Origin of the sequence: Rhodococcus sp. T7, from assembly GCF_009872365.1 — a bacterium.
Taxonomy (GTDB): domain Bacteria; phylum Actinomycetota; class Actinomycetes; order Mycobacteriales; family Mycobacteriaceae; genus Rhodococcus_F.
In genome coordinates, this window is record NZ_WXYH01000383.1 from 16,700 (window position 1) to 34,743 (window position 18,044).

Consider the following 18,044-nt stretch of genomic DNA (forward strand, 5'->3'; position numbering starts at 1 on the left):
TTGTCCTTTCTTGCTAGGCGTTGGGGCGGTCCGAGGCCAGGGTCCGGATGCGGTTCCTCGCGCCGTACCACCCGATCACCAGCAGCGGGGCGATGATCGCGATGGACCCGACGGTCCAGGTTCCGACGGGGTGATCGAATGCCATCAGTATGACGACGCATCCGAGGAAGACCAGCGTCAGGAGCCCGGTGTAGGGGGCGCCGAACATCCGGAAACCGGGCCGGGTGAGGGCGCCGTCCTTCGCGAGTTTCCACAGTTTGAGCTGGCACAGCACGATGACGGCCCAGGCGCTGATGATCCCGAGTGCGGCGAGGTTCAGAACGATCTCGAATGCCTGGGTGGGAACGACGGCGTTGAGTCCGACGCCGAGCAGGATGACGAATCCGGTGAGGGCGATGCCGCCGTACGGCACTCCGGCCTTGTTCATCCGGGCGGCGAACGACGGCGCCGACCCGGCCATCGCCATCGAATGCAGTATTCGCCCGGTGGAGTACAGACCGGCGTTGAGCGACGACAACGCGGCGGTGAGCACCACGAGGTTCATGATCGCGTCGGCGCCCTGCACGTTGATGGAGCCGAAGAACGTGACGAACGGGCTTTCGCCCGCGTGGTACTCGGTGTACGGGAGCAGCAGCGACAGCAGCAGCACGGATCCGACGTAGAAGACGAGGATCCGGATGATGACCGTGTTGATCGCCTTCGGGATTACCTTCTGCGGGTTCTTCGTCTCGCCGGCGGTGGTGCCCACGAGTTCGATCGAGGCGTACGCGAAGACGACGCCCTGGATCACCACGACGGCGGGCAGCAGGCCGTTGGGGAAGAGTCCGCCGTTGTCGGCGATCATGCTGAAGCCCGAGGTGTGGCCTTCGATCGGCGTTCCGAACAGTACGAAGTAGATTCCGAAGCCGAGGAACGCGGCCAGGGCGACGACCTTGATCAGCGCGAACCAGAATTCCAGTTCGCCGAACACCTTGACGGACACGAGGTTCAGCCCGAGGACGAGGACGACGGCGGCCAGGGCGAAAACCCATTGGTCGACGTTCCCGAGCGGTGCCCAGTACTTCTTGAAGAAGTTCATGTACAGCGCGACGGCGGTCACGTCGACGACAGCCGTCATCGCCCAGTTCATCCAGTACAGCCAGCCCGCGGCGAAGGCCATCTTCTCGCCGAAGAATTCGCGGGAGTACGACACGAACGACCCGGAGGTGGGCCGGTGCATGACGAGTTCGCCGAGGGCCCGCAGGATCAGGAACGCGAAGAACCCGCAGAGGGCGTAGACGAGGACGAGTGCGGGCCCGGCCTGCTGGAGGCGTCCGCCCGCGCCCATGAACAGGCCGGTGCCGATCGCTCCGCCGATCGCGATCATCTGGATCTGTCTCGGGCCGAGTGCTTTCCGGTAGCCGAGGTCCTCCTCGACGAAGGCGTCTCCAGAGGTGTCGTCCTTCTCGATCGTCACGAGACCACCTCCGCGGTGGCGGCGACGGGCGTCTGCCGCGGCGCACCGGACGCTCTCAGGTTGGCGAGATGCTCGGGGCTCAGGAGCCGGTCGAGTTCGTCCCGGTCGAGCAGTCCCGCCTCGATCACGAGGTCGGCGACCTTACGGCCGGAGATCAGCGCCTCCTGCGCGATCCGGGTCGACGCGGTGTACCCGATGTACGGGTTGAGCGCGGTGACGAGCCCGATGGAGTCCTCGACCCGTGCGCGCAGCAGGTCGGTGTTGGCCGTGATGCCGAGCACGCAGCGGTCGGCCAGGATCCGGCAGGCGGCGCCGAGGTGGCGCATCCCCTCGGACAGGGAGTGCACGATGATCGGCTCGAACGCGTTGAGCTGGAGCTGACCGGATTCGGCGGCCATCGTGATGGTGACGTCGTTGCCGATGACCTCGTAGGCCACCTGGTTGAGGACTTCCGGGATCACCGGATTGACCTTGCCGGGCATGATCGACGAACCGGCCTGTACCGGTGGGAGATTGATCTCGTTCAGTCCCGCGCGCGGTCCCGACGACAGCAGGCGGAGGTCGTTGCACACCTTGGACAGCTTGACGGCGATCCGCTTGAGTACGCCGGAGAGGTGGACGAACTGACCGACGTCCTGGGTGGCCTCGACGAGGTCCGTGGCCAGGACGAGGGGGAGTCCGGTGAGGTCCCGCAGCGTGTCGCACGCGGCCTCGCCGTAGCCGGCGGGTGCGTTCAGGCCCGTGCCGATCGCGGTGGCACCGAGGTTGATCTCGTGGACGAGGAGAGCGGCCTCGCCGAGGCGGGCGCGGTCCTCGTCGATCATCACCGAGTAGGTGGCGAACTCCTGCCCGAGTGTCATCGGTACCGCGTCCTGGAGTTGGGTGCGCCCCATCTTCACGGTGTCGGCGAACTCCACGGCCTTCGTCGCGAACGCGTCCTGCAGGACCCGCAGTGCGTCGAGGAGGTCGTCGATCGCGAAGATCGTCGCGATGTTGACCGCCGTGGGGTAGACGTCGTTGGTCGACTGGCTGAGGTTCACGTGCTCGTTGGGGTGGAGTTCCGCGTAGTCCCCGCGTTCGTGGCCGAGGATCTCGAGCGCCCGGTTGGCGATCACCTCGTTGGCGTTCATGTTGGTCGACGTCCCGGCGCCACCCTGGATGACGTCGACGACGAACTGCTCGTGCCAGCGGCCGTCGACGATCTCCCGGCATGCCTGTCCGATCGCGTCGGCGCGGCGGTTGTCGAGGATCCCGAGTTTCTCGTTGGCGCTCGCCGCGGCCCACTTGACGTACGCGAGTCCGCGGATCAGGTAGGGGTTGGTGGAGATCGTGCGGCCGGTGATCGGGAAGTTCTCCACGGCCCGCAGCGTGTGGATTCCCCAGTAGGAATCCGCAGGTACTTGGCGGTCGCCGAGCAGATCGTGTTCTGTTCGCGTTTCGAGCACTTGATCAATTCCTCACGGGGATTCGCGCGCTGTTGCTCTGCACGGATGCGGTGGACGGAGTCTGCTGCTCGAAGAGGGTAGATTCTCGGTCGAGCCACCCGGCTATCCACCTGCCAGGCTGTCAGACAGGTGCAATTGTTACCTCGCTCACTCGCAGTCGTCAACCCGGGGACCCGCGTCGTGTTGACGCCGTCGCCGGGGCGTGCGCAGAATATCCCCATGAACCTGTCAGACAGCTGGGCAGCCAGGCGCCCTGTCACGGCGCGGGTCAGTGCCGCCGAGGCCGTCCTCGCGGATCTTCGCGACGCGATCACCTCGGGTGAGCTGTCGGTCGGTGAACGACTTCCGTCCGAAGCGTCCCTCGCGGCGCGGCACGGAGTCAGCCGGTCGGTGATCCGGGAGGCCCTGCGGTCCTGCCACGCGCTCGGGCTCACGGAGACGAAGTCGGGCCTCGGGACGTTCGTCGTCAGCGATTCGATCGCCCGCGACCTCGACTTCGGGAACTACGCGGCCAACGAACTCGTCGAGGCCCGCCCGCACGTGGAGATTCCGGCCGCCGGATGGGCGGCGCAGCGGCACACCGCCGAGGACCTGGCCGCCCTGCGCGGGCTGGTGGACCAGATGCGCGACGAGGACGACCCGCTCGTGTGGGTGTCGCTGGATGCGCAGTTCCACGCGTTCATCGCCCGGACCAGCCGGAACCGCGTGTTCGAATCCGTCATCGTCGACATCCGTGAAGCCCTCACCCGGCAGTCGGAAACGCTGAATCTGGTTGCGGGCCGGCAGCAGAAGTCGAACGACGAGCACGACCGGATCGTGGACGGCATCGCATCCGGAAGCTACGACAAGGCCGCCCGCGCCATGGCCGAACACCTGGACGCGGTGCGGGTCGCACTGGAATCCGTGGTCGGAGAAGCTGGCCCGGACGATCGACAGTAAGGACCGGAATCATTCTCACAGCGAATCCTCTCGACGCTCGGCACGCAAGATCGTGGCTCCTGGTATCCGCTTCGCGGACCGAGGATTTCGACCTCGCCGACCGCAGCGACGCCGACGCCGTCATCCTCGACCTCGAGGACGGTGTGGTCACCGCGGAACGACCAGGCGCCCGGCGGTCGGTCGCCGAGTGGTTGTCCGGTGACGGCGCCGCCTGGGTCCGGATCAACGCCGCGACCACCCAGGACTGGCCGGCCGACGTGGACGCGCTCCGCGGACTTCCCGGACTGCAGGGCGTCATGCTGGCGAAAAGCGAATCCGGGCAACAGGTCCGGGACACGTCCGACCGGCTCGGCGCGGCGGTTCCCGTGCTCGCCCTCGTCGAGTCCGCGCTCGGCATCGAATTCGCGTACGACATCGCGTCCGAGGCCGCCACGCTGCGATTGGCCTTCGGCAGCGGCGATTTCCGGCGCGACACGGGCGCGGGCGCCGAGCCGGACGCGCTCGCCTATGCCCGCGGACGCCTCGTCGTCGCGAGCGCCGCCGCCGGAATCGCGGCACCGATCGACGGACCACGCTCGTCGACGATCGCGACACCCGGGTCGAGGCCCTGGCCGTCACGCGGTCGATGGGGATGTCCGGGAAACTCTGCATGCACGCCGCGCACACCGGCGACGTCAACCGCGAACTGAGCCCGTCCGCCGAAGACGCGGCATGGGCCGACGAGGTGATCGACCGCCTCGGTGCCGACGGTTCGGGTGTCCGGAGCGGCAGCGACCGACCACAACTCGCACGCGCACTGACCATCCGCACCCGACTGGACGCGCTCCGGCTGTCCTACTAGTCGTAAGGGCTAGTCGTACGGGCCGGAGATCGACGTCTCGGCGAGCCGGGACAGGCCCTCGCGGATGTGGCGTGCCCACAGGCCGCCGATCCCCTCCACCGACTGCAGGTCGGCGGCCGTCGCGGCCAGCAGCGACTGCAGTGTTCCGAACGAGCCGACGAGCCGGTGAATCTGGTTGAACTGCAACCGGGGAACGCGAGTCAGGACGCGGTAGCCACGGGGGCTCATCGGCGCCTCGAGCGCCTCGATGGTGCCCGGGTAGCCGAACGCCCGCGCCAGCGTCGTGAGGTCGAGAAGGTCTGCGTCCGTGATCCTGTCGAGCGCGGTGAGCGACTTCTCGACGTCCTCGGCGGGCGCCGGGCCGGAACCGGCCAGATAGTCGCGCACGATGAGTTCCCTCGCCACGTCATTGTCGCCGACGAGTTCCTCGAGTTGCAGTGCGAGCTGACGCCCGTCCGTCCCGAGTTCGAGCACGTCCTGCTCGATCTCGACGGACACGCGCCGCACCATCTCCAGGCGCTGCACCACGGTCAGGGCGTCGCGGAGCGTGACGAAATCCTCGATCTCCACCACCGACAGCTGGCGGGTCACCTCGTCGAGCCGCGCCTTGTACCGCTCGAGGGTGGCCACCGCCTGATTGGCGCGCGACAGGATCGTGGCGGACCCGTCGATGACGTGCCGGATGCCGCCGACGTACACGCTGACGATGCTCATCGACTGGCTGACCGACACCACCGGGTATCCGGTCTGCATGGCCGTCCGCTCGGCGGCGCGGTGACGGGTGCCGGACTCGACGGTCGGGATCTTGTGGTCGGGCACCAGCTGGACGTTGGCGCGCACGATGCGGGACCCGTCGGTGGACAGGACCACTGCGCCGTCCATCTTCGACAGCTCACGCAGACGGGTCGGAGCGAACTCCACGTCGAGCTCGAAGCCACCGTCGCAGATCTCTTCCATCTGCTCGTCGTAGCCGAGGACGATCAACGCACCCGTCCGGCCGCGCAGGATGCGTTCCAGACCGTCGCGAAGTGCAGTTCCGGGAGCCAGCCGGGCAATCGTTTCGCGCAGTGCAGACGACGACTCGGCATCGTTCATCGCGCAATACTCCCGCTGAGGTAGACGTCACTTGTCGGGGACCGCCGCGGAAACACGTCCGGACCCGCATTTAGATTACCTATCCATGAGTGGTACCTGGACTTTGCCCGACGACCTGACCCTGCCCGGACTGGTCGACAGCTTTCCCGCCGCAGGTCAGCCGGTGCCGCACCACTGGTCGAGGTGCTTCGGGTGCGGAGACCAGTCGCCCGCCGGGATGTCGATGAGCTTCACCGCCGGGGAGGGTCTCGACGTGTGGGGGCGCCTCGAGGTGGCACCCCGCTACCAGGGCGGTCCGGGGGTGATCCACGGCGGCATCCTCTCGACCGCGTTCGACGAGGCGCAGGGCATGGTGTGCCGGTCGATCGTCGACGGACCGGTGGTCACCGGGCATCTCGAGATCGACTTCGCAAGGCCCATCCCGCTGGGTTCCGTCCTCGAATTCCACGCGCGGGTCGACGGGTCGATCCGCCGCAAGGTGTATACGAGCGCCGAGGCGCGCATCGTCGAGGGGCCAACGGCGGACCCGGACGTGGTGGTGGCGACGTCGCGGGGGTTGTTCCTCACCGTCACGGCCGAGCACTTCGAGAAGACGAAAGACTTCGTGGACGGTGTGCCGGAGCGCCCGTTCGGAACGTCGTCGATCTGAGCAGTACTACCGCAGCGACGCGATCGCCGCTGCCAGGTTCCCCACCTCGGTGATCTTCATTCCCTTCGGCGCCGCCCCGGAGTCGAGGGGAACGATGGCGCGGGTGAATCCGAGGCGGTGCGCCTCGGCGAGCCGTCGCCCGACGCCGGGCACGCGGCGCACTTCGCCGGCCAGTCCCACTTCGCCGAGGATCACGAGGCCGTCGGGAACGGGACGGTCCCTCACCGCGGACGCGACGGCCAGCGCCAGCGCCAGGTCGGCGGACGGCTCGGTCATCCGCATGCCGCCGACGGTGGCGGCGTAGACGTCGTTCTTCGCGATCGGCACCCCGCACCGGCGATCGAGCACGGCCAGGACCATGGCCACCCGGGCGCTGTCGAGTCCGCTGACGGCGCGGCGGGGTGCGGGCATGGACGTGGCGGCGACGAGGGCCTGCACCTCGCCGAGGAGGGGCCGTTTGCCGTCCATCATGACGGTGACGGCGGTTCCGGGGACGGCTTCGGCGCGGTGGTGGAGGAACAGCCCGGACGGGTCGCTGATACCGGCGATGCCGTCTTCGCGCAGTTCGAAGCAACCGACCTCGTCGGCGGCACCGAACCGGTTCTTCACGCCGCGCACCATCCGCAGCGTGGAATGCTTGTCGCCCTCGAAGTGCAGCACCACGTCGACGAGATGCTCGAGCGATCGCGGACCGGCGACCGCGCCGTCCTTGGTGACGTGGCCGATCAAAAGCACCGGCACCCCGCTGGCCTTCGCGAGGGAGGTGAGGGCGCTGGTCACGGCCTTCACCTGGGTGACGCCGCCGACCACGCCATCGACGTCCGCTGCCAGCATGGTCTGCACGGAGTCGACGATCAGCAGGGTGGGACGCACCTGCTCCACGTGGCCGAGGATGGTCGCGAGGTCGGATTCGGCGGCGAGATAGACCCGCTCGTGGACGGCGCCGGTGCGGTCGGCCCGCAGTCGCACCTGCCCGGCGGATTCCTCGCCGGTGACGTAGAGGGACCGGTCGTCCGGGCCGCGTCGGGCCCACTGGTGGACCACCTCGAGGAGCAGGGTCGACTTGCCGACGCCGGGTTCGCCGGCGAGGAGGACGACGGAACCGGGCACGACGCCGCCGCCGAGAACACGGTCGAGTTCGTCGATGCCCGTGGGCTTGGCTCGGGTGGACGTGCTGTCGATCTTCGTGATCGGAGTGGCCGGGGTGGACGGAAGGACGGCTCCGGCCCCCGCTTTCGCGAGCGAGGCGCCGGGTCGGCTCGCGACGGAAGCGACGATCGGGGCCTCGTCCATCGAGCCCCAGCTACCGCACTCGGGGCACCGCCCGACCCATTTGGGAACCGTGCACTGGCACGACGAGCAGCGGAAGCTGGATTTGAGTTTGGCCACCCGGCCAGCCTAGGTATCGGGTCCGACAGCGGACCCGGGTCTGCCGCTAGTGTCCGCCGCCCTCGGCCTCGGTGCCTGCCGACTTGTCGGAGACGTGCCGCTCCGTCTCGTGGCCCGCGTCGACGGGCACGGACACGGTGATGTCTCCGGCCTTCTCGAACGCGAACGTGACGGGGAAGGTGAGGCCCGGGCGGACGCCTTCCTTCAGGCTGTTCAGGGTGACGAGAACGACATCGGTCGGTGCGTCGGCGGTCTTGTCCGTCTCGGCGGTGGCGTCCGCGCTTGCTTCGGCGTCCCCGACCGGCAGACCGGCGACGAGCGCGCTCTGCGGCGGAATCTCGAGTCCGCCGGACTTCTCGCCGAGGGTGACGGACCCCGCGAAGTCGGTGCTGATGCGGGTCAGCTTGTCCGGGGTGTCCTCGTTGTTGTTGATCGCGGTGAACGCGAGGACGGCGTTGCCGCCCGGCTCGAGGCTGTACTCGGCGGAGTTGGGGTAGACGACGTGCACGTTGCGCAGGGCGATCGACCCGGCCTCCGCGCTGTTGCCGTTGACCGCGGCGACCTGACTCGACGTCTGGGTGATCTGGCCCGCACTGCACGCGGACAGCACGAGGGCTGCGCCGGCAGCGAGAGCGACGGCGGTAGCGACTCGGCGAGTCGACTTGTCGAGAGCAGTCACGAGTTGTCCTCCGGTGTCAGGTTCGCACTTCAACTAGGCAGAGTAGTAGTTCGCCCGCGTGGCCTGCTCGCTGGGTACTCACAATGGTTGTCTGCGTGCGGTTTCGGCGCCGGAGAACGGCCCGATCGGGGTGTCCGGAATGCACGTATCGGGACACCTGTCAACCCCTAGGGTCAGGCCATGATGCCCCTGACCTGCACCGTTGATGCGACCAGGATCCGGACACGTGTTAAACTCGAATGATCGAAAGGGGCACGGGACAGATGATTTTTAAGGTCGGAGACACCGTCGTATACCCCCATCACGGTGCGGCGCTGATCGAAGCTATTGAAACCCGCACCATCAAGGGTGAGCAGAAGGAATATCTCGTTCTCAAGGTTGCGCAGGGCGATCTCACCGTCCGGGTTCCCGCAGACAACGCAGAGTACGTAGGCGTACGCGACGTCGTCGGCCAGGAAGGTCTCGACAAGGTCTTCCAGGTACTGCGGGCTCCGCACACCGAAGAACCCACCAACTGGTCACGCCGCTACAAGGCGAATCTCGAAAAGCTCGCGTCCGGTGATGTCAACAAGGTCGCCGAGGTCGTTCGTGACCTGTGGCGTCGTGAGCAGGACCGCGGTCTGTCCGCGGGAGAGAAGCGCATGCTCGCGAAGGCGCGGCAGATCCTCGTCGGCGAACTCGCACTGGCCGAAGGCACCGACAGCGACAAGGCCGAGACCATCCTCGACGAGGTCCTCGCGGCCGCGTCCTAGACAGTCGCGATTCACACAGTGGCCGAGGCAGAAGGTCCTGTAGTCGCGCTGGTTCCCGCCGCAGGTCAGGGAGTGCGTTTGGGCGAGAACAAGCCCAAGGCATTCGTTGATCTCGGTGGGACGACCATGCTGACACGCGCGGTCGACGGGCTCCAGCAGTCGGGGGCTGTCGACCGCGTCGTCGTGATCGTGCCGGAGGAACTCGTCGAGTCGACGCGCAGCCTCCTCCCCGGTGACGTCACCGTCGTCGCCGGCGGAAGTGAGCGGACGGATTCGGTTCGCGCCGGACTCGCCGTCGCGGACGACGCCGAATACGTCCTCGTGCACGACGCCGCCCGCGCTCTGACGCCGCCGTCGCTCATCGCACGGGTGGTCGCGGAACTGCGGTGCGGCCGCAGCGCAGTCATTCCCGTCCTCCCGGTCGCGGACACCATCAAGACCGTCGACGTTCTCGGCGCGGTCACCGGCACCCCCGAACGGTCCGAACTGCGGGCCGTGCAGACGCCGCAGGGTTTCACCGCGGAACTGCTCCGCCGCGCGTACGCCGCCGCCGACGGCATCGCCACGGACGACGCAGGCCTGGTGGAACGGCTCGGCGAGCGAGTCCGCAGCATCGTCGGAGAACCCACAGCATTCAAGATCACCACGCCGCTGGACCTCGTGCTGGCCCGCGCGCTGGTGGAAGAGGGAGCGCACTAGTGCGAGTCGGAATCGGGACGGACGTCCACCCGATCGAGCAGGGACGGCCGTGCTGGATGGCGGGCCTGCTGTTCGAGGACGAGAACGGCTGCGCGGGTCACTCCGACGGCGACGTCGCCGTCCACGCACTCTGCGACGCCCTGCTCTCCGCCGCCGGCCTCGGCGATCTCGGCTCCGTCTTCGGAACCGGCAGGCCCGAGTGGTCCGGGGTGAGCGGCGCCGCGATGCTCGCGGAGGTCCGCCGGCTGCTGGAAGAGGACGACTTCGGTGTCGCCAACGCCGCGGTCCAGGTGATCGGCAACCGGCCGAAGATCGGACCGCGCCGGAACGAGGCGCAGAAGGTGCTCAGCGACATCCTGGGAGCCCCGGTTTCGGTGTCCGCGACCACCACGGACGGGCTCGGTCTCACCGGCCGCGGCGAGGGGATTGCCGCGATGGCCACCGCATTGGTCATTCCCGATCGAAGCGCCAGGTAGGATCGCTGGTCGTGACCCTGCGCCTATTCGACACCGAGACGCGGGCCTTGCGTGACTTCGCTCCGCTGGCCCCTGGACACGCATCGGTGTACCTGTGTGGCGCCACAGTGCAGGGCGACCCCCATATCGGCCACGTACGCAGCGGCGTCGCCTTCGACGTGCTGCGACGCTGGCTGCTCGCCCACGACTACGACGTGGCGTTCGTCCGCAATGTCACGGACATCGAAGACAAGATCCTGAACAAGGCCGCCGAGGCGGGCAGGCCGTGGTGGGAGTGGGCCGCCACGTTCGAGCGGTCCTTCACGTGGGCCTACCAGCAACTGGGTGTGCTGCCGCCGTCCGTCGAGCCCCGCGCCACCGGGCACATCACGCAGATGGTCGAGATGATGCAGCGCCTCATCGACAACGGCCACGCATACGCGGCGGGCGGCGACGTCTACTTCGACGTCCGCAGCTACCCGCAGTACGGCAGCCTGTCCGGGCACAAACTCGACGACGTGCACCAGGGCGAGAGCGCCGGCGAATGCAAGCGCGACCCCCGCGACTTCACGCTGTGGAAGGCGGAGAAGCCGGGCGAGCCGTCGTGGCCGACGCCGTGGGGCCGTGGCAGGCCGGGCTGGCACCTCGAGTGCTCCGCGATGGCCGAGTTCTATCTCGGGGGTGCGTTCGACATCCACTGTGGTGGCCTGGACCTGGTGTTCCCGCACCACGAGAACGAGATCGCGCAGGCCAAGTGTGCAGGCGACGATTTCGCGCAGTACTGGCTGCACAACGGCTGGGTCACCATGGGTGGCGAGAAGATGTCGAAGTCGCTCGGCAACGTTCTCTCTGTGCCGAACGTGCTGAAAAAGGTTCGGCCGCAAGAGCTTCGGTACTACCTCGGCAGTGCCCACTACCGGTCGATGCTCGAGTACTCCGACACAGCGCTCGACGAGGGCGCGGCCGCGTACCGCCGCATCGAATCGTTCGTCACGCGCACGCAGGAGCGCGCCGGTGAGGTCGAGGTCGGCCGGTGGACGGACGCATTCGCGCGGGCGCTCGACGACGATCTCGCCGTCCCCGCCGCACTTGCCGAGGTGCACGGCAAGGTCCGCGAGGGCAACATCGCGCTCGACGGCGGAGATCTCGAGGGGGCGCGGGCGATCGCGTCGCAGGTCCGGGCCATGCTCGGAATCCTCGGCGTCGACCCGCTGGACGAGCACTGGACTCAGGAGACCGCGGACGCGTCCGCGGCAACCGATGCCCTGGACGTTCTGGTCCGGGCCGAACTCGAGCGCAGGCAGACTGCCCGCGCCGAGAAGAACTGGGCTGTGGCCGACGAGGTGCGTGACCGTCTCATCCGGGCGGGCATCGAGGTCACCGATACCCCCAACGGGCCCGAGTGGTCTCTCAAGGCAGGACAGTAGTAATGGCTGGAAATTCGAGTAGGCGCGGAGCCATCCGCAAGGCCGGCACCAAGAAGGGGCAGGTCGCCGGTTCCGGTGGCCAGCGGCGCAAGGGGCTGGAAGGCCGCGGTGCCACGCCGCCCGCGGAGGCCCGCACCAAGCACCCCGCCGCCAAGCGTGCCGCCCGCGCCGCCCGGGACGCCGAGAAGCAGCCGGGCCGCGGCCGTCAGACCGCAGGCCGCAAGGCGGTCGACGGTCCCGAGAACGTGCTGGGCCGCAACCCCGTCGTCGAGTGCCTGCGCGCCGGTGTCCCCGCGACCGCGCTGTACGTCGCGGTCGGGACCGAGAGCGACGACCGTCTGAAGGAATCCGTCCAGCGCGCGGCCGACGCGGGCATCTCCATCCTCGAGGTTCCCCGCACCGATCTCGACCGGCTCAGCGCCAACGGCATGCACCAGGGCATCGCGCTGCAGGTGCCGCCGTACCGCTACGCGCACCCCGACGACCTGATCGCGGAAGCCCGCAAGCACCAGGAGGCGCCGCTGCTCGTGGCCCTCGACAACATCACCGACCCCCGCAACCTCGGTGCCGTCGTCCGGTCGGTCGCCGCGTTCGGTGGTCACGGTGTGGTCATCCCCGAGCGTCGCAGTGCCTCGGTCACCGCGGTGGCGTGGCGCACGAGCGCCGGCGCCGCAGCGCGTCTGCCGATCGCCCGCGCCACCAATCTCACGCGCACGCTGAAGGATTGGGCGTCCAAGGGCGTCCAGGTGGTCGGGCTCGATGCGGGTGGCGACACCACGCTCGACGAGTTCGACGGCAGCGGCCCGGTGGTCGTCGTGGTCGGCTCCGAAGGCAAGGGACTGTCGCGTCTGGTGCGCGAGAACTGCGACGCCATCCTCAGCATCCCGATGGCAGGCCCCGTCGAATCGCTCAACGCGTCCGTCGCCGCGGGTGTCGTGCTCGCCGACATCGCCCGGCGCCGCCGGAGCTGAGTCCCCGCCCGCCGCCGGAGCTGAATCCAGTCACCTCGGGAGCGGCGACGCCACCGCACGGTGGAACCGCACCCGGTGCCCGGGCCGCAACTGCGCGGCCCGCGGCAGGTCGGCCTCGGCGACCACGGCGATCACCGGGTAGCCGCCCGTCACCGGATGGTCGGCGAGGAACAGGATCGGCTGACCGTTCGGCGGCACCTGCAGGGCACCCGCCACCATGGCCTCGCTCGGCATCTCGTCCCGCACCGACCGGTGCAGCGCTCCCGGGCCCTCGAGTCGTGCCCCCACCCGGTTGGTGTCGGAACTGACCGTCCACGTCTCGCGGAGAAGGGCGTCGACGGATGCGGGTGTGAACCAGTCGTCCCGCGGTCCGAGCCGGACACGCATCGTCATCGGATCCTCGGATGCGACGGGTGGCGGGATGATCTCGTCGGCGGGCCAGTCGCCGGCATCCGCGCCGACGAGCAACCGGTCACCCTCGGCGACGGGATCGGGGCCGAGGCCCGACAGCATGTCGGTGGACCGGCTGCCCATCACCGCGGGCACGTCGAAACCTCCGCGCACCGCGACGTAACTGCGCAGCCCCTCCTGCGCGAACGCGATCTCCAGCAGGTCCCCGGGGTCCAGGTGCAGCATCGTGTAGTCGGGTCGGGGTTTGGCATTGACGGTGACGGGATTGCGGGCGCCCGTGACGGCGACGGAGACGGTTCCGGCCGCCCGCACCGCGAGCCCACCGAGCGTGACTTCCAATGTGGCTGCGTCGGAGTGGTTGCCCACCAACCTGTTTGCGCTGTCGTGGGCGTCGCGGTCGGCGGCACCCGACTCGCCGACACCGATGGACGCGTACCCGGGACGGCCGCGATCCTGCACGGTGGTGAACGGTCCGGTGCGCACGACCTCGAGCCAAGCCATCGTCCGATTGTCCCGCATCCCCGCGCCGTCTGGATACGCTCTGGTCCATGTTGACCGCGACTCTGTACGGCCTCGGCACGGCCCTGCCCCTGCTGATCGGTGCCGTCATCGGCCTGCGCTACGACCTGCCGCGCCCGGTCCTCGCTGCGCTCATGGCGTTCGGTGCGGGAACGATGGTGGCCGCCGTGTCCACCGAGTTGTTCCAGCCCGCGTTCGAGACCGAAGGGATCTGGACGGCAGGCGCGGCCCTGTTCGCGGGGGCACTCGTCTATGTGGTCGCAGACCGGCTCATCGAGAAGAAACTCGGTGCCGGCGCTCTCGGCTGGGCGTTGATGCTCGGTGCGCTGCTCGACGGCATCCCCGAGAACACCGCTCTCGGGGTGACGATCAGCAGCAGCGCGGGCGGGGTGGTACTCCTCGTCGCCATCGCGGTCGGGAACGTGCCCGAAGCGGTCGCGGGCGCGGCGTCCATGCGGTCGCAGCCGCACTTCAGCCACGGCCGCGCCCTGTCGGTGTGGGTGGCCACCGCCGTCCTGCTGGTGCTGGTCGTGATCGGCGCCGACGCCGTGTCCGACACCATCTCCGACGGCACCATCGCGACCATCCAGGCGTTCGCCGGTGGCGCGACCATCGCCGTGCTCGCGGACTCGCTGATGCCCGAGGCCTACCGGGAAGGCGGCTGGTGGGTCGGGTTGTCGACCGCGCTCGGGTTCCTCGTCGCGTTCGGCCTCGGCGCCTAGCCTGCTCAGGCGGGCAGTCTCTCGGGCAGGCAGTAGTTTCAGACAGGCAGCGTCGCAACCGGGTAGCCGTGCGCGGCAGCGACTTCGGTGGACAGCAGCTTGCCGTCGTGGGTGGACAGCCCGTCGGCGAGGCCGGGGACGGTGGCGGTCGCTTCCTTCCAGCCCTTGTCGGCGAGTGCGACGACGTACGGCAGGGTCGCGTTGGTGAGGGCGTAGGTGGAGGTGCGGGGGACGGCGCCGGGCATGTTGGCGACGCAGTAGAACACCGAGTCGTGGACCTGGTAGGTGGGTTCGGCGTGGGTGGTGGGCCGCGAGTCCTCGAAGCAGCCGCCCTGGTCGATGGCGATGTCGACGAGCACCGATCCGGGCTTCATCCGCGAGACCACGTTGTTGGAGACGAGGGTGGGGGCCTTCGCGCCGGGGACGAGGACGGCGCCGATGACCAGGTCCGCGTCGAGGACGGCCTGTTCGAGTTCCATGGTGTTGGAGGTGATGGTCTTGACCTGGCCGTCGTACTGGGCGTCGATCTCGCGGAGACGCGCGATGGACAGGTCGAGGACGGTGACGTCCGCGTGCATGCCGTAGGCGACGGCGATCGCGTTCTTGCCGGACACGCCGGCGCCGATGACGACGACCTTGGCCGGGCGCACGCCGGGGACGCCGCCCATGAGGACGCCGCGGCCGCCACCCTGGCGCATCAGGTGGTAGGCGCCGGCCTGCGGGGCGAGGCGTCCGGCGACCTCGCTCATCGGGGCGAGCAGCGGCAGGGACCCGTCGGCGCCGACGACGGTTTCGTAGGCGATGGAGGTGGTCTTCGACGCCAGCAGTGCGTCGGTGCAGTCCTTCGACGCGGCGAGGTGCAGGTAGGTGAACAGCACCTGGTCCTGGCGCAGTCGGGCGTATTCCTCGGCGATGGGTTCCTTGACCTTCAGCAGCAGGTCGGCGCTCTCCCAGACCTCGTCGGCGGTCGAGAGGATCTGCGCGCCTGCGGCTTTGAAGTCCGCGTCGGCGAAGGACGATCCGACGCCGGCACCGGCTTCGATGATCACGTCGTGGCCGCGGCCGACGAGTTCGTGGACACCGGCGGGGCTGATGGCCACGCGGTATTCGTGGTTCTTGATTTCGCGGGGGATGCCGATCTTCATGAGAACTCCGTGCTGTTGGAAATTCGATTGGTAGGTGCCAATAGTGAAGAAAGCGATCATTCATGCCAACAGTTCTGAAGATAATTCTCAAAATTGCCATCACTGCGTACGGCAATTCGGAGGCGGCCTCACCGGGGCGGTCCTCGTCGAACGATCTTCGGCTTCGCCCCGTGAGTACTTGTTAACCGCCCGACGTTAATAAGTACTCACGGGCGGCGGAGCTGCAGGATCAGCATCGCCGTGTGCAGCGACGTCCGGGACTCGGCGTCGTCGAGGTCGACACCGAGCAGGCGCTCGATCGTGGCCAGCTTCGCGTAGAGCGTGGGGCGCGAGAGGTGGAGCCTCTTCGCGAGTTCCGTCTTGTTGCCGCCGACTTCGAGGAAGCTCCGCAGGACTTCGACGCTGTCGCCGCCGTGTCGCGCTCGATGCTCCAGCAGGCCGCGGAGTTCGGTTTCGGCGAACGCCTGCACCCGCGGATCGGTCCGGATGAGGGCGAGGAGCCCGCGCAACCGGATATCGGCTGCCCGGTGAAAGGCCTTGTCGTCCGGTGGCAACGACAGCGCGACGTCGGCGATGTGCGCGGATTCCGTGAGGCCGCCCGCGGCGTCGAGGAGCCGGGTCGATTGGGGGCCGACGCCGATCGTGCAGTGCAGGACGCCGTCGAGCCGGGTGAGTGCGGCGCGGATCGCCCGACAGAGTTCGGTCAGCGCGCCGGGTGCGGACGCCGGGGGATGGGACAGGAGCAGGTCGATCTGCCCGGCCCGGGTGTTCGCGGTCAGTGCCGTCTGCCGCGACGTCCGGACCGCGTGACGCACGGCGTCGAGCATGGTGACCCGGCGTCGCTGCGCCAGAACCTGGTCGGCGCTTGCGGTTTCGCTGACCCGGACCGTCATCGGCAGGTAGGTCAGTGCCGGCCGGAGGCCGAGGGCGTGGGCGCGTGCGGTCGCCTCGGCCTCGTCCTGGATGCGTCCGCGGCGGAGTTCGTCGATGAGTCCACTCTGGGCCTGCTGCTCGAGCGCGGTCCGGTCCTGTTCGACCATGCGGTGCAGTGCGAGCGCCTGGGCCGCGCGTTCGAGGGTCATCCGCGCGCGACCTTCCGCGGCGACGGGGCGGGGGGCGACGAGTCGTCCCCATTCCTGCCGATGTGCGCCGACCGGCGTCGTCGTCCACGACTCGGGACCGTCGACCGCGGTCTGATGCGACACGGGAGTCAGTCGCGACCGGCGTTCCCACTCGGCGAGGAGATCCGCCGTCGCGGTGCCCTGCGCCGCGAACGCCAGCACTTGCCGGTTGAGGTCTTCGAGCACGATCGGGGCGCCGAGCATGCCGGCGGCGGCGTCGACGATCTCGCCGAGCGACGCCCGCTTCATGCTGAGGTCGGTGAAGACCTCGTGGGCGTGCCGTGCGAACGCGACCTCGTCGTACTGCTCCGCGACGATCGACCGGTGTACTGCCTCGGTGACCTCGACGAACTTGATCTGACGGTGCAGCGCGATGACGGGGAACGATAGTCTGTCGGCGGCGCGCGCGACCCCGTCCGGGACGGTGTCGACGTGGACGCCCAGTTCCACGACGAGTCCGGCGGCGCCCGCCGCGGCCAGACCCTCCAGGTATTCCACGCTCGACGAGTCGTCCGCGAGGGGTTGCCCGGTGGTGAGGACGAGTTCGCCGCCCTGGAGGAGGTTGGACAGGTCGGGCAGATCGCTGACGTGCACCCACCGCACCGGCCGGTCGAGTGGTCCGCCGCCGACCACCTCGGGCGTTCCGGCCTGGACGACCGGGAGCGTCAGGATGTCGACGATCGTGGGCAGCATTTACGCAGTGTAAATCAGAAGGCGGATTGCTATACAGATCGTCGGGGTCTGGGGGCTGGTTCACGGACCAGAGTGGAGGCATCACGCGATCCGTGCGGATCGCCCCGGTATCCGCTCTCTCGGTAAGGACACCCATTTCATGACACACAGCGACGGCGCCGCGCAGACCCGAACGATCTCGCACTCCGGCGAAGGCCGGATCATCTCGCACTCCGGCGAAGGCCGGATCATCTCGCACTGGTTCGACAACAAGAGCTTCGCCGGTACCAGCGGGAACACCGCCCTGGTCACCAACCCGGCGACCGGTGCCGTCACCGGTGAGGTCGCGTTGGCCAGTGTCGAGGACGCCCGCGCCGTCATCGACTCGGCCGCGGCGGCGTTCCCCGGGTGGCGCGACACCTCCCTCGCCAAGCGGACGCAGATCATTTTCAAGTTCCGGGAACTGCTCAACGAGCGCAAGGGTGAACTCGCCGAGATCATCACCTCCGAGCACGGCAAGGTCGTCTCCGACGCCTTGGGTGAGGTCTCCCGCGGTCAGGAGGTCGTCGAGTTCGCCTGTGGCATCGCGCACCTGCTCAAGGGCGGCATGACGGAGAACGCGTCGACGAACGTGGACGTGCATTCGATCCGTCAGCC

Annotated in this window: 17 protein-coding genes and 1 pseudogene; 10 read left to right on the forward strand and 8 right to left on the reverse strand. The window is 68.5% G+C overall.

Annotation, left to right across the window (positions count from 1 at the left end; translation table 11 throughout):
* Positions 1-13: 13 nt before the first annotated feature.
* The gene (locus tag MLGJGCBP_RS42410; protein WP_160103611.1) at positions 14-1,456 is read right to left on the reverse strand and encodes an amino acid permease; all 1,443 of its coding nucleotides are present in this window, start codon (positions 1,454-1,456) and stop codon (positions 14-16) included.
* Entirely contained in the window at positions 1,453-2,901 is a 1,449-nt protein-coding gene (locus MLGJGCBP_RS42415) for an aspartate ammonia-lyase (protein WP_160103613.1), read from the reverse strand. The genes MLGJGCBP_RS42410 and MLGJGCBP_RS42415 overlap by 4 nt, the downstream gene beginning before the upstream one ends.
* Positions 2,902-3,120: 219 nt before the next feature.
* Between MLGJGCBP_RS42415 and MLGJGCBP_RS42420 the strand changes: the two genes are divergently transcribed.
* Positions 3,121-3,840, forward strand: a complete 720-nt coding sequence (locus tag MLGJGCBP_RS42420) for a FadR/GntR family transcriptional regulator (RefSeq protein WP_012691544.1) — start codon at positions 3,121-3,123, stop codon at positions 3,838-3,840.
* Positions 3,841-3,848: 8 nt separating this feature from the next.
* Positions 3,849-4,681, forward strand: a pseudogene (locus MLGJGCBP_RS42425) (HpcH/HpaI aldolase/citrate lyase family protein).
* A 9-nt stretch (positions 4,682-4,690) separates the two neighbouring features.
* Here MLGJGCBP_RS42425 and disA read toward each other — a convergent pair.
* Positions 4,691-5,776, reverse strand: coding sequence for a DNA integrity scanning diadenylate cyclase DisA (gene disA, locus MLGJGCBP_RS42430; RefSeq protein WP_012691546.1), 1,086 nt, complete (start codon positions 5,774-5,776; stop codon positions 4,691-4,693).
* A gap of 85 nt (positions 5,777-5,861) precedes the next feature.
* Between disA and MLGJGCBP_RS42435 the strand changes: the two genes are divergently transcribed.
* Positions 5,862-6,425 (forward strand): PaaI family thioesterase, encoded by a 564-nt coding sequence (locus MLGJGCBP_RS42435; protein WP_087559729.1) that lies wholly within the window; start codon positions 5,862-5,864, stop codon positions 6,423-6,425.
* 6 nt (positions 6,426-6,431) lie between these two features.
* On the opposite strand, the gene radA is transcribed toward MLGJGCBP_RS42435, so the two are convergent.
* Entirely contained in the window at positions 6,432-7,814 is a 1,383-nt protein-coding gene (gene radA / locus MLGJGCBP_RS42440; protein WP_087559728.1) for a DNA repair protein RadA, read from the reverse strand.
* A gap of 46 nt (positions 7,815-7,860) precedes the next feature.
* Complete coding sequence (locus MLGJGCBP_RS42445; RefSeq protein ID WP_087559727.1) at positions 7,861-8,493, reverse strand: hypothetical protein; 633 nt, start codon at positions 8,491-8,493, stop codon at positions 7,861-7,863.
* A gap of 263 nt (positions 8,494-8,756) precedes the next feature.
* Between MLGJGCBP_RS42445 and carD the strand changes: the two genes are divergently transcribed.
* Genes carD through rlmB form a run of 5 tightly spaced genes read left to right on the forward strand, consistent with a single transcriptional unit; the run spans position 8,757 to position 12,797 of the window.
* The gene (gene carD, locus MLGJGCBP_RS42450) at positions 8,757-9,245 is read left to right on the forward strand and encodes an RNA polymerase-binding transcription factor CarD (protein WP_005262216.1); all 489 of its coding nucleotides are present in this window, start codon (positions 8,757-8,759) and stop codon (positions 9,243-9,245) included.
* 18 nt (positions 9,246-9,263) lie between these two features.
* On the forward strand, positions 9,264-9,944 hold the full coding sequence (ispD, locus tag MLGJGCBP_RS42455; RefSeq protein ID WP_160103615.1) for a 2-C-methyl-D-erythritol 4-phosphate cytidylyltransferase: 681 nt from the start codon (positions 9,264-9,266) through the stop codon (positions 9,942-9,944).
* Positions 9,944-10,420: a 2-C-methyl-D-erythritol 2,4-cyclodiphosphate synthase gene (gene ispF / locus MLGJGCBP_RS42460; protein WP_005244898.1), complete on the forward strand. Its 477-nt coding sequence runs from the start codon at positions 9,944-9,946 to the stop codon at positions 10,418-10,420. Before ispD ends, ispF begins: the two co-directional genes overlap by 1 nt.
* An 11-nt stretch (positions 10,421-10,431) precedes the next feature.
* Positions 10,432-11,826, forward strand: coding sequence for a cysteine--tRNA ligase (cysS, locus tag MLGJGCBP_RS42465; RefSeq protein WP_087559724.1), 1,395 nt, complete (start codon positions 10,432-10,434; stop codon positions 11,824-11,826).
* Between the two features lie 2 nt (positions 11,827-11,828).
* Positions 11,829-12,797 (forward strand): 23S rRNA (guanosine(2251)-2'-O)-methyltransferase RlmB, encoded by a 969-nt coding sequence (gene rlmB, locus MLGJGCBP_RS42470; protein WP_087559723.1) that lies wholly within the window; start codon positions 11,829-11,831, stop codon positions 12,795-12,797.
* Between the two features lie 30 nt (positions 12,798-12,827).
* Here the strand turns inward: rlmB and MLGJGCBP_RS42475 are convergent, their stop codons facing one another.
* Complete coding sequence (locus MLGJGCBP_RS42475) at positions 12,828-13,709, reverse strand: biotin-dependent carboxyltransferase family protein (RefSeq protein WP_160103617.1); 882 nt, start codon at positions 13,707-13,709, stop codon at positions 12,828-12,830.
* 47 nt (positions 13,710-13,756) lie between these two features.
* Here MLGJGCBP_RS42475 and MLGJGCBP_RS42480 point away from each other — a divergent pair, with 47 nt between their 5' ends.
* Positions 13,757-14,449 carry a ZIP family metal transporter gene (locus MLGJGCBP_RS42480; RefSeq protein WP_087559722.1) on the forward strand — a complete coding sequence of 231 codons (693 nt, stop codon included), beginning with the start codon at positions 13,757-13,759 and terminating at the stop codon, positions 14,447-14,449.
* Between the two features lie 38 nt (positions 14,450-14,487).
* Here MLGJGCBP_RS42480 and ald read toward each other — a convergent pair whose 3' ends face one another.
* Together ald and MLGJGCBP_RS42490 are read right to left on the reverse strand one after the other, a co-directional pair.
* A complete protein-coding gene (ald, locus tag MLGJGCBP_RS42485) occupies positions 14,488-15,594 on the reverse strand; it encodes an alanine dehydrogenase (protein ID WP_160103619.1) in 1,107 nt (368 codons plus the stop codon).
* 206 nt (positions 15,595-15,800) lie between these two features.
* Positions 15,801-17,408 (reverse strand): PucR family transcriptional regulator, encoded by a 1,608-nt coding sequence (locus MLGJGCBP_RS42490; protein ID WP_160103621.1) that lies wholly within the window; start codon positions 17,406-17,408, stop codon positions 15,801-15,803.
* Between the two features lie 139 nt (positions 17,409-17,547).
* Here MLGJGCBP_RS42490 and MLGJGCBP_RS42495 point away from each other — a divergent pair.
* The coding region (locus MLGJGCBP_RS42495) for an aldehyde dehydrogenase family protein (RefSeq protein WP_236581685.1) at positions 17,548-18,044 on the forward strand (497 nt) is incomplete at its 3' end.

Bases quoted from the DNA above. Each gene is read 5' to 3' on its own strand.
- MLGJGCBP_RS42490 (WP_160103621.1), bottom strand. From the start codon at position 17,408: ATGCTGCCCACGATCGTCGACATCCTGACGCTCCCGGTCGTCCAGGCC.
- MLGJGCBP_RS42480 (WP_087559722.1), top strand. From the start codon at position 13,757: ATGTTGACCGCGACTCTGTACGGCCTCGGCACGGCCCTGCCCCTGCTG.
- disA (WP_012691546.1), bottom strand. From the start codon at position 5,776: ATGAACGATGCCGAGTCGTCGTCTGCACTGCGCGAAACGATTGCCCGG.
- MLGJGCBP_RS42420 (WP_012691544.1), top strand. From the start codon at position 3,121: ATGAACCTGTCAGACAGCTGGGCAGCCAGGCGCCCTGTCACGGCGCGG.
- rlmB (WP_087559723.1), top strand. From the start codon at position 11,829: ATGGCTGGAAATTCGAGTAGGCGCGGAGCCATCCGCAAGGCCGGCACC.
- carD (WP_005262216.1), top strand. From the start codon at position 8,757: ATGATTTTTAAGGTCGGAGACACCGTCGTATACCCCCATCACGGTGCG.
- ald (WP_160103619.1), bottom strand. From the start codon at position 15,594: ATGAAGATCGGCATCCCCCGCGAAATCAAGAACCACGAATACCGCGTG.
- MLGJGCBP_RS42435 (WP_087559729.1), top strand. From the start codon at position 5,862: ATGAGTGGTACCTGGACTTTGCCCGACGACCTGACCCTGCCCGGACTG.
- MLGJGCBP_RS42475 (WP_160103617.1), bottom strand. From the start codon at position 13,709: ATGGCTTGGCTCGAGGTCGTGCGCACCGGACCGTTCACCACCGTGCAG.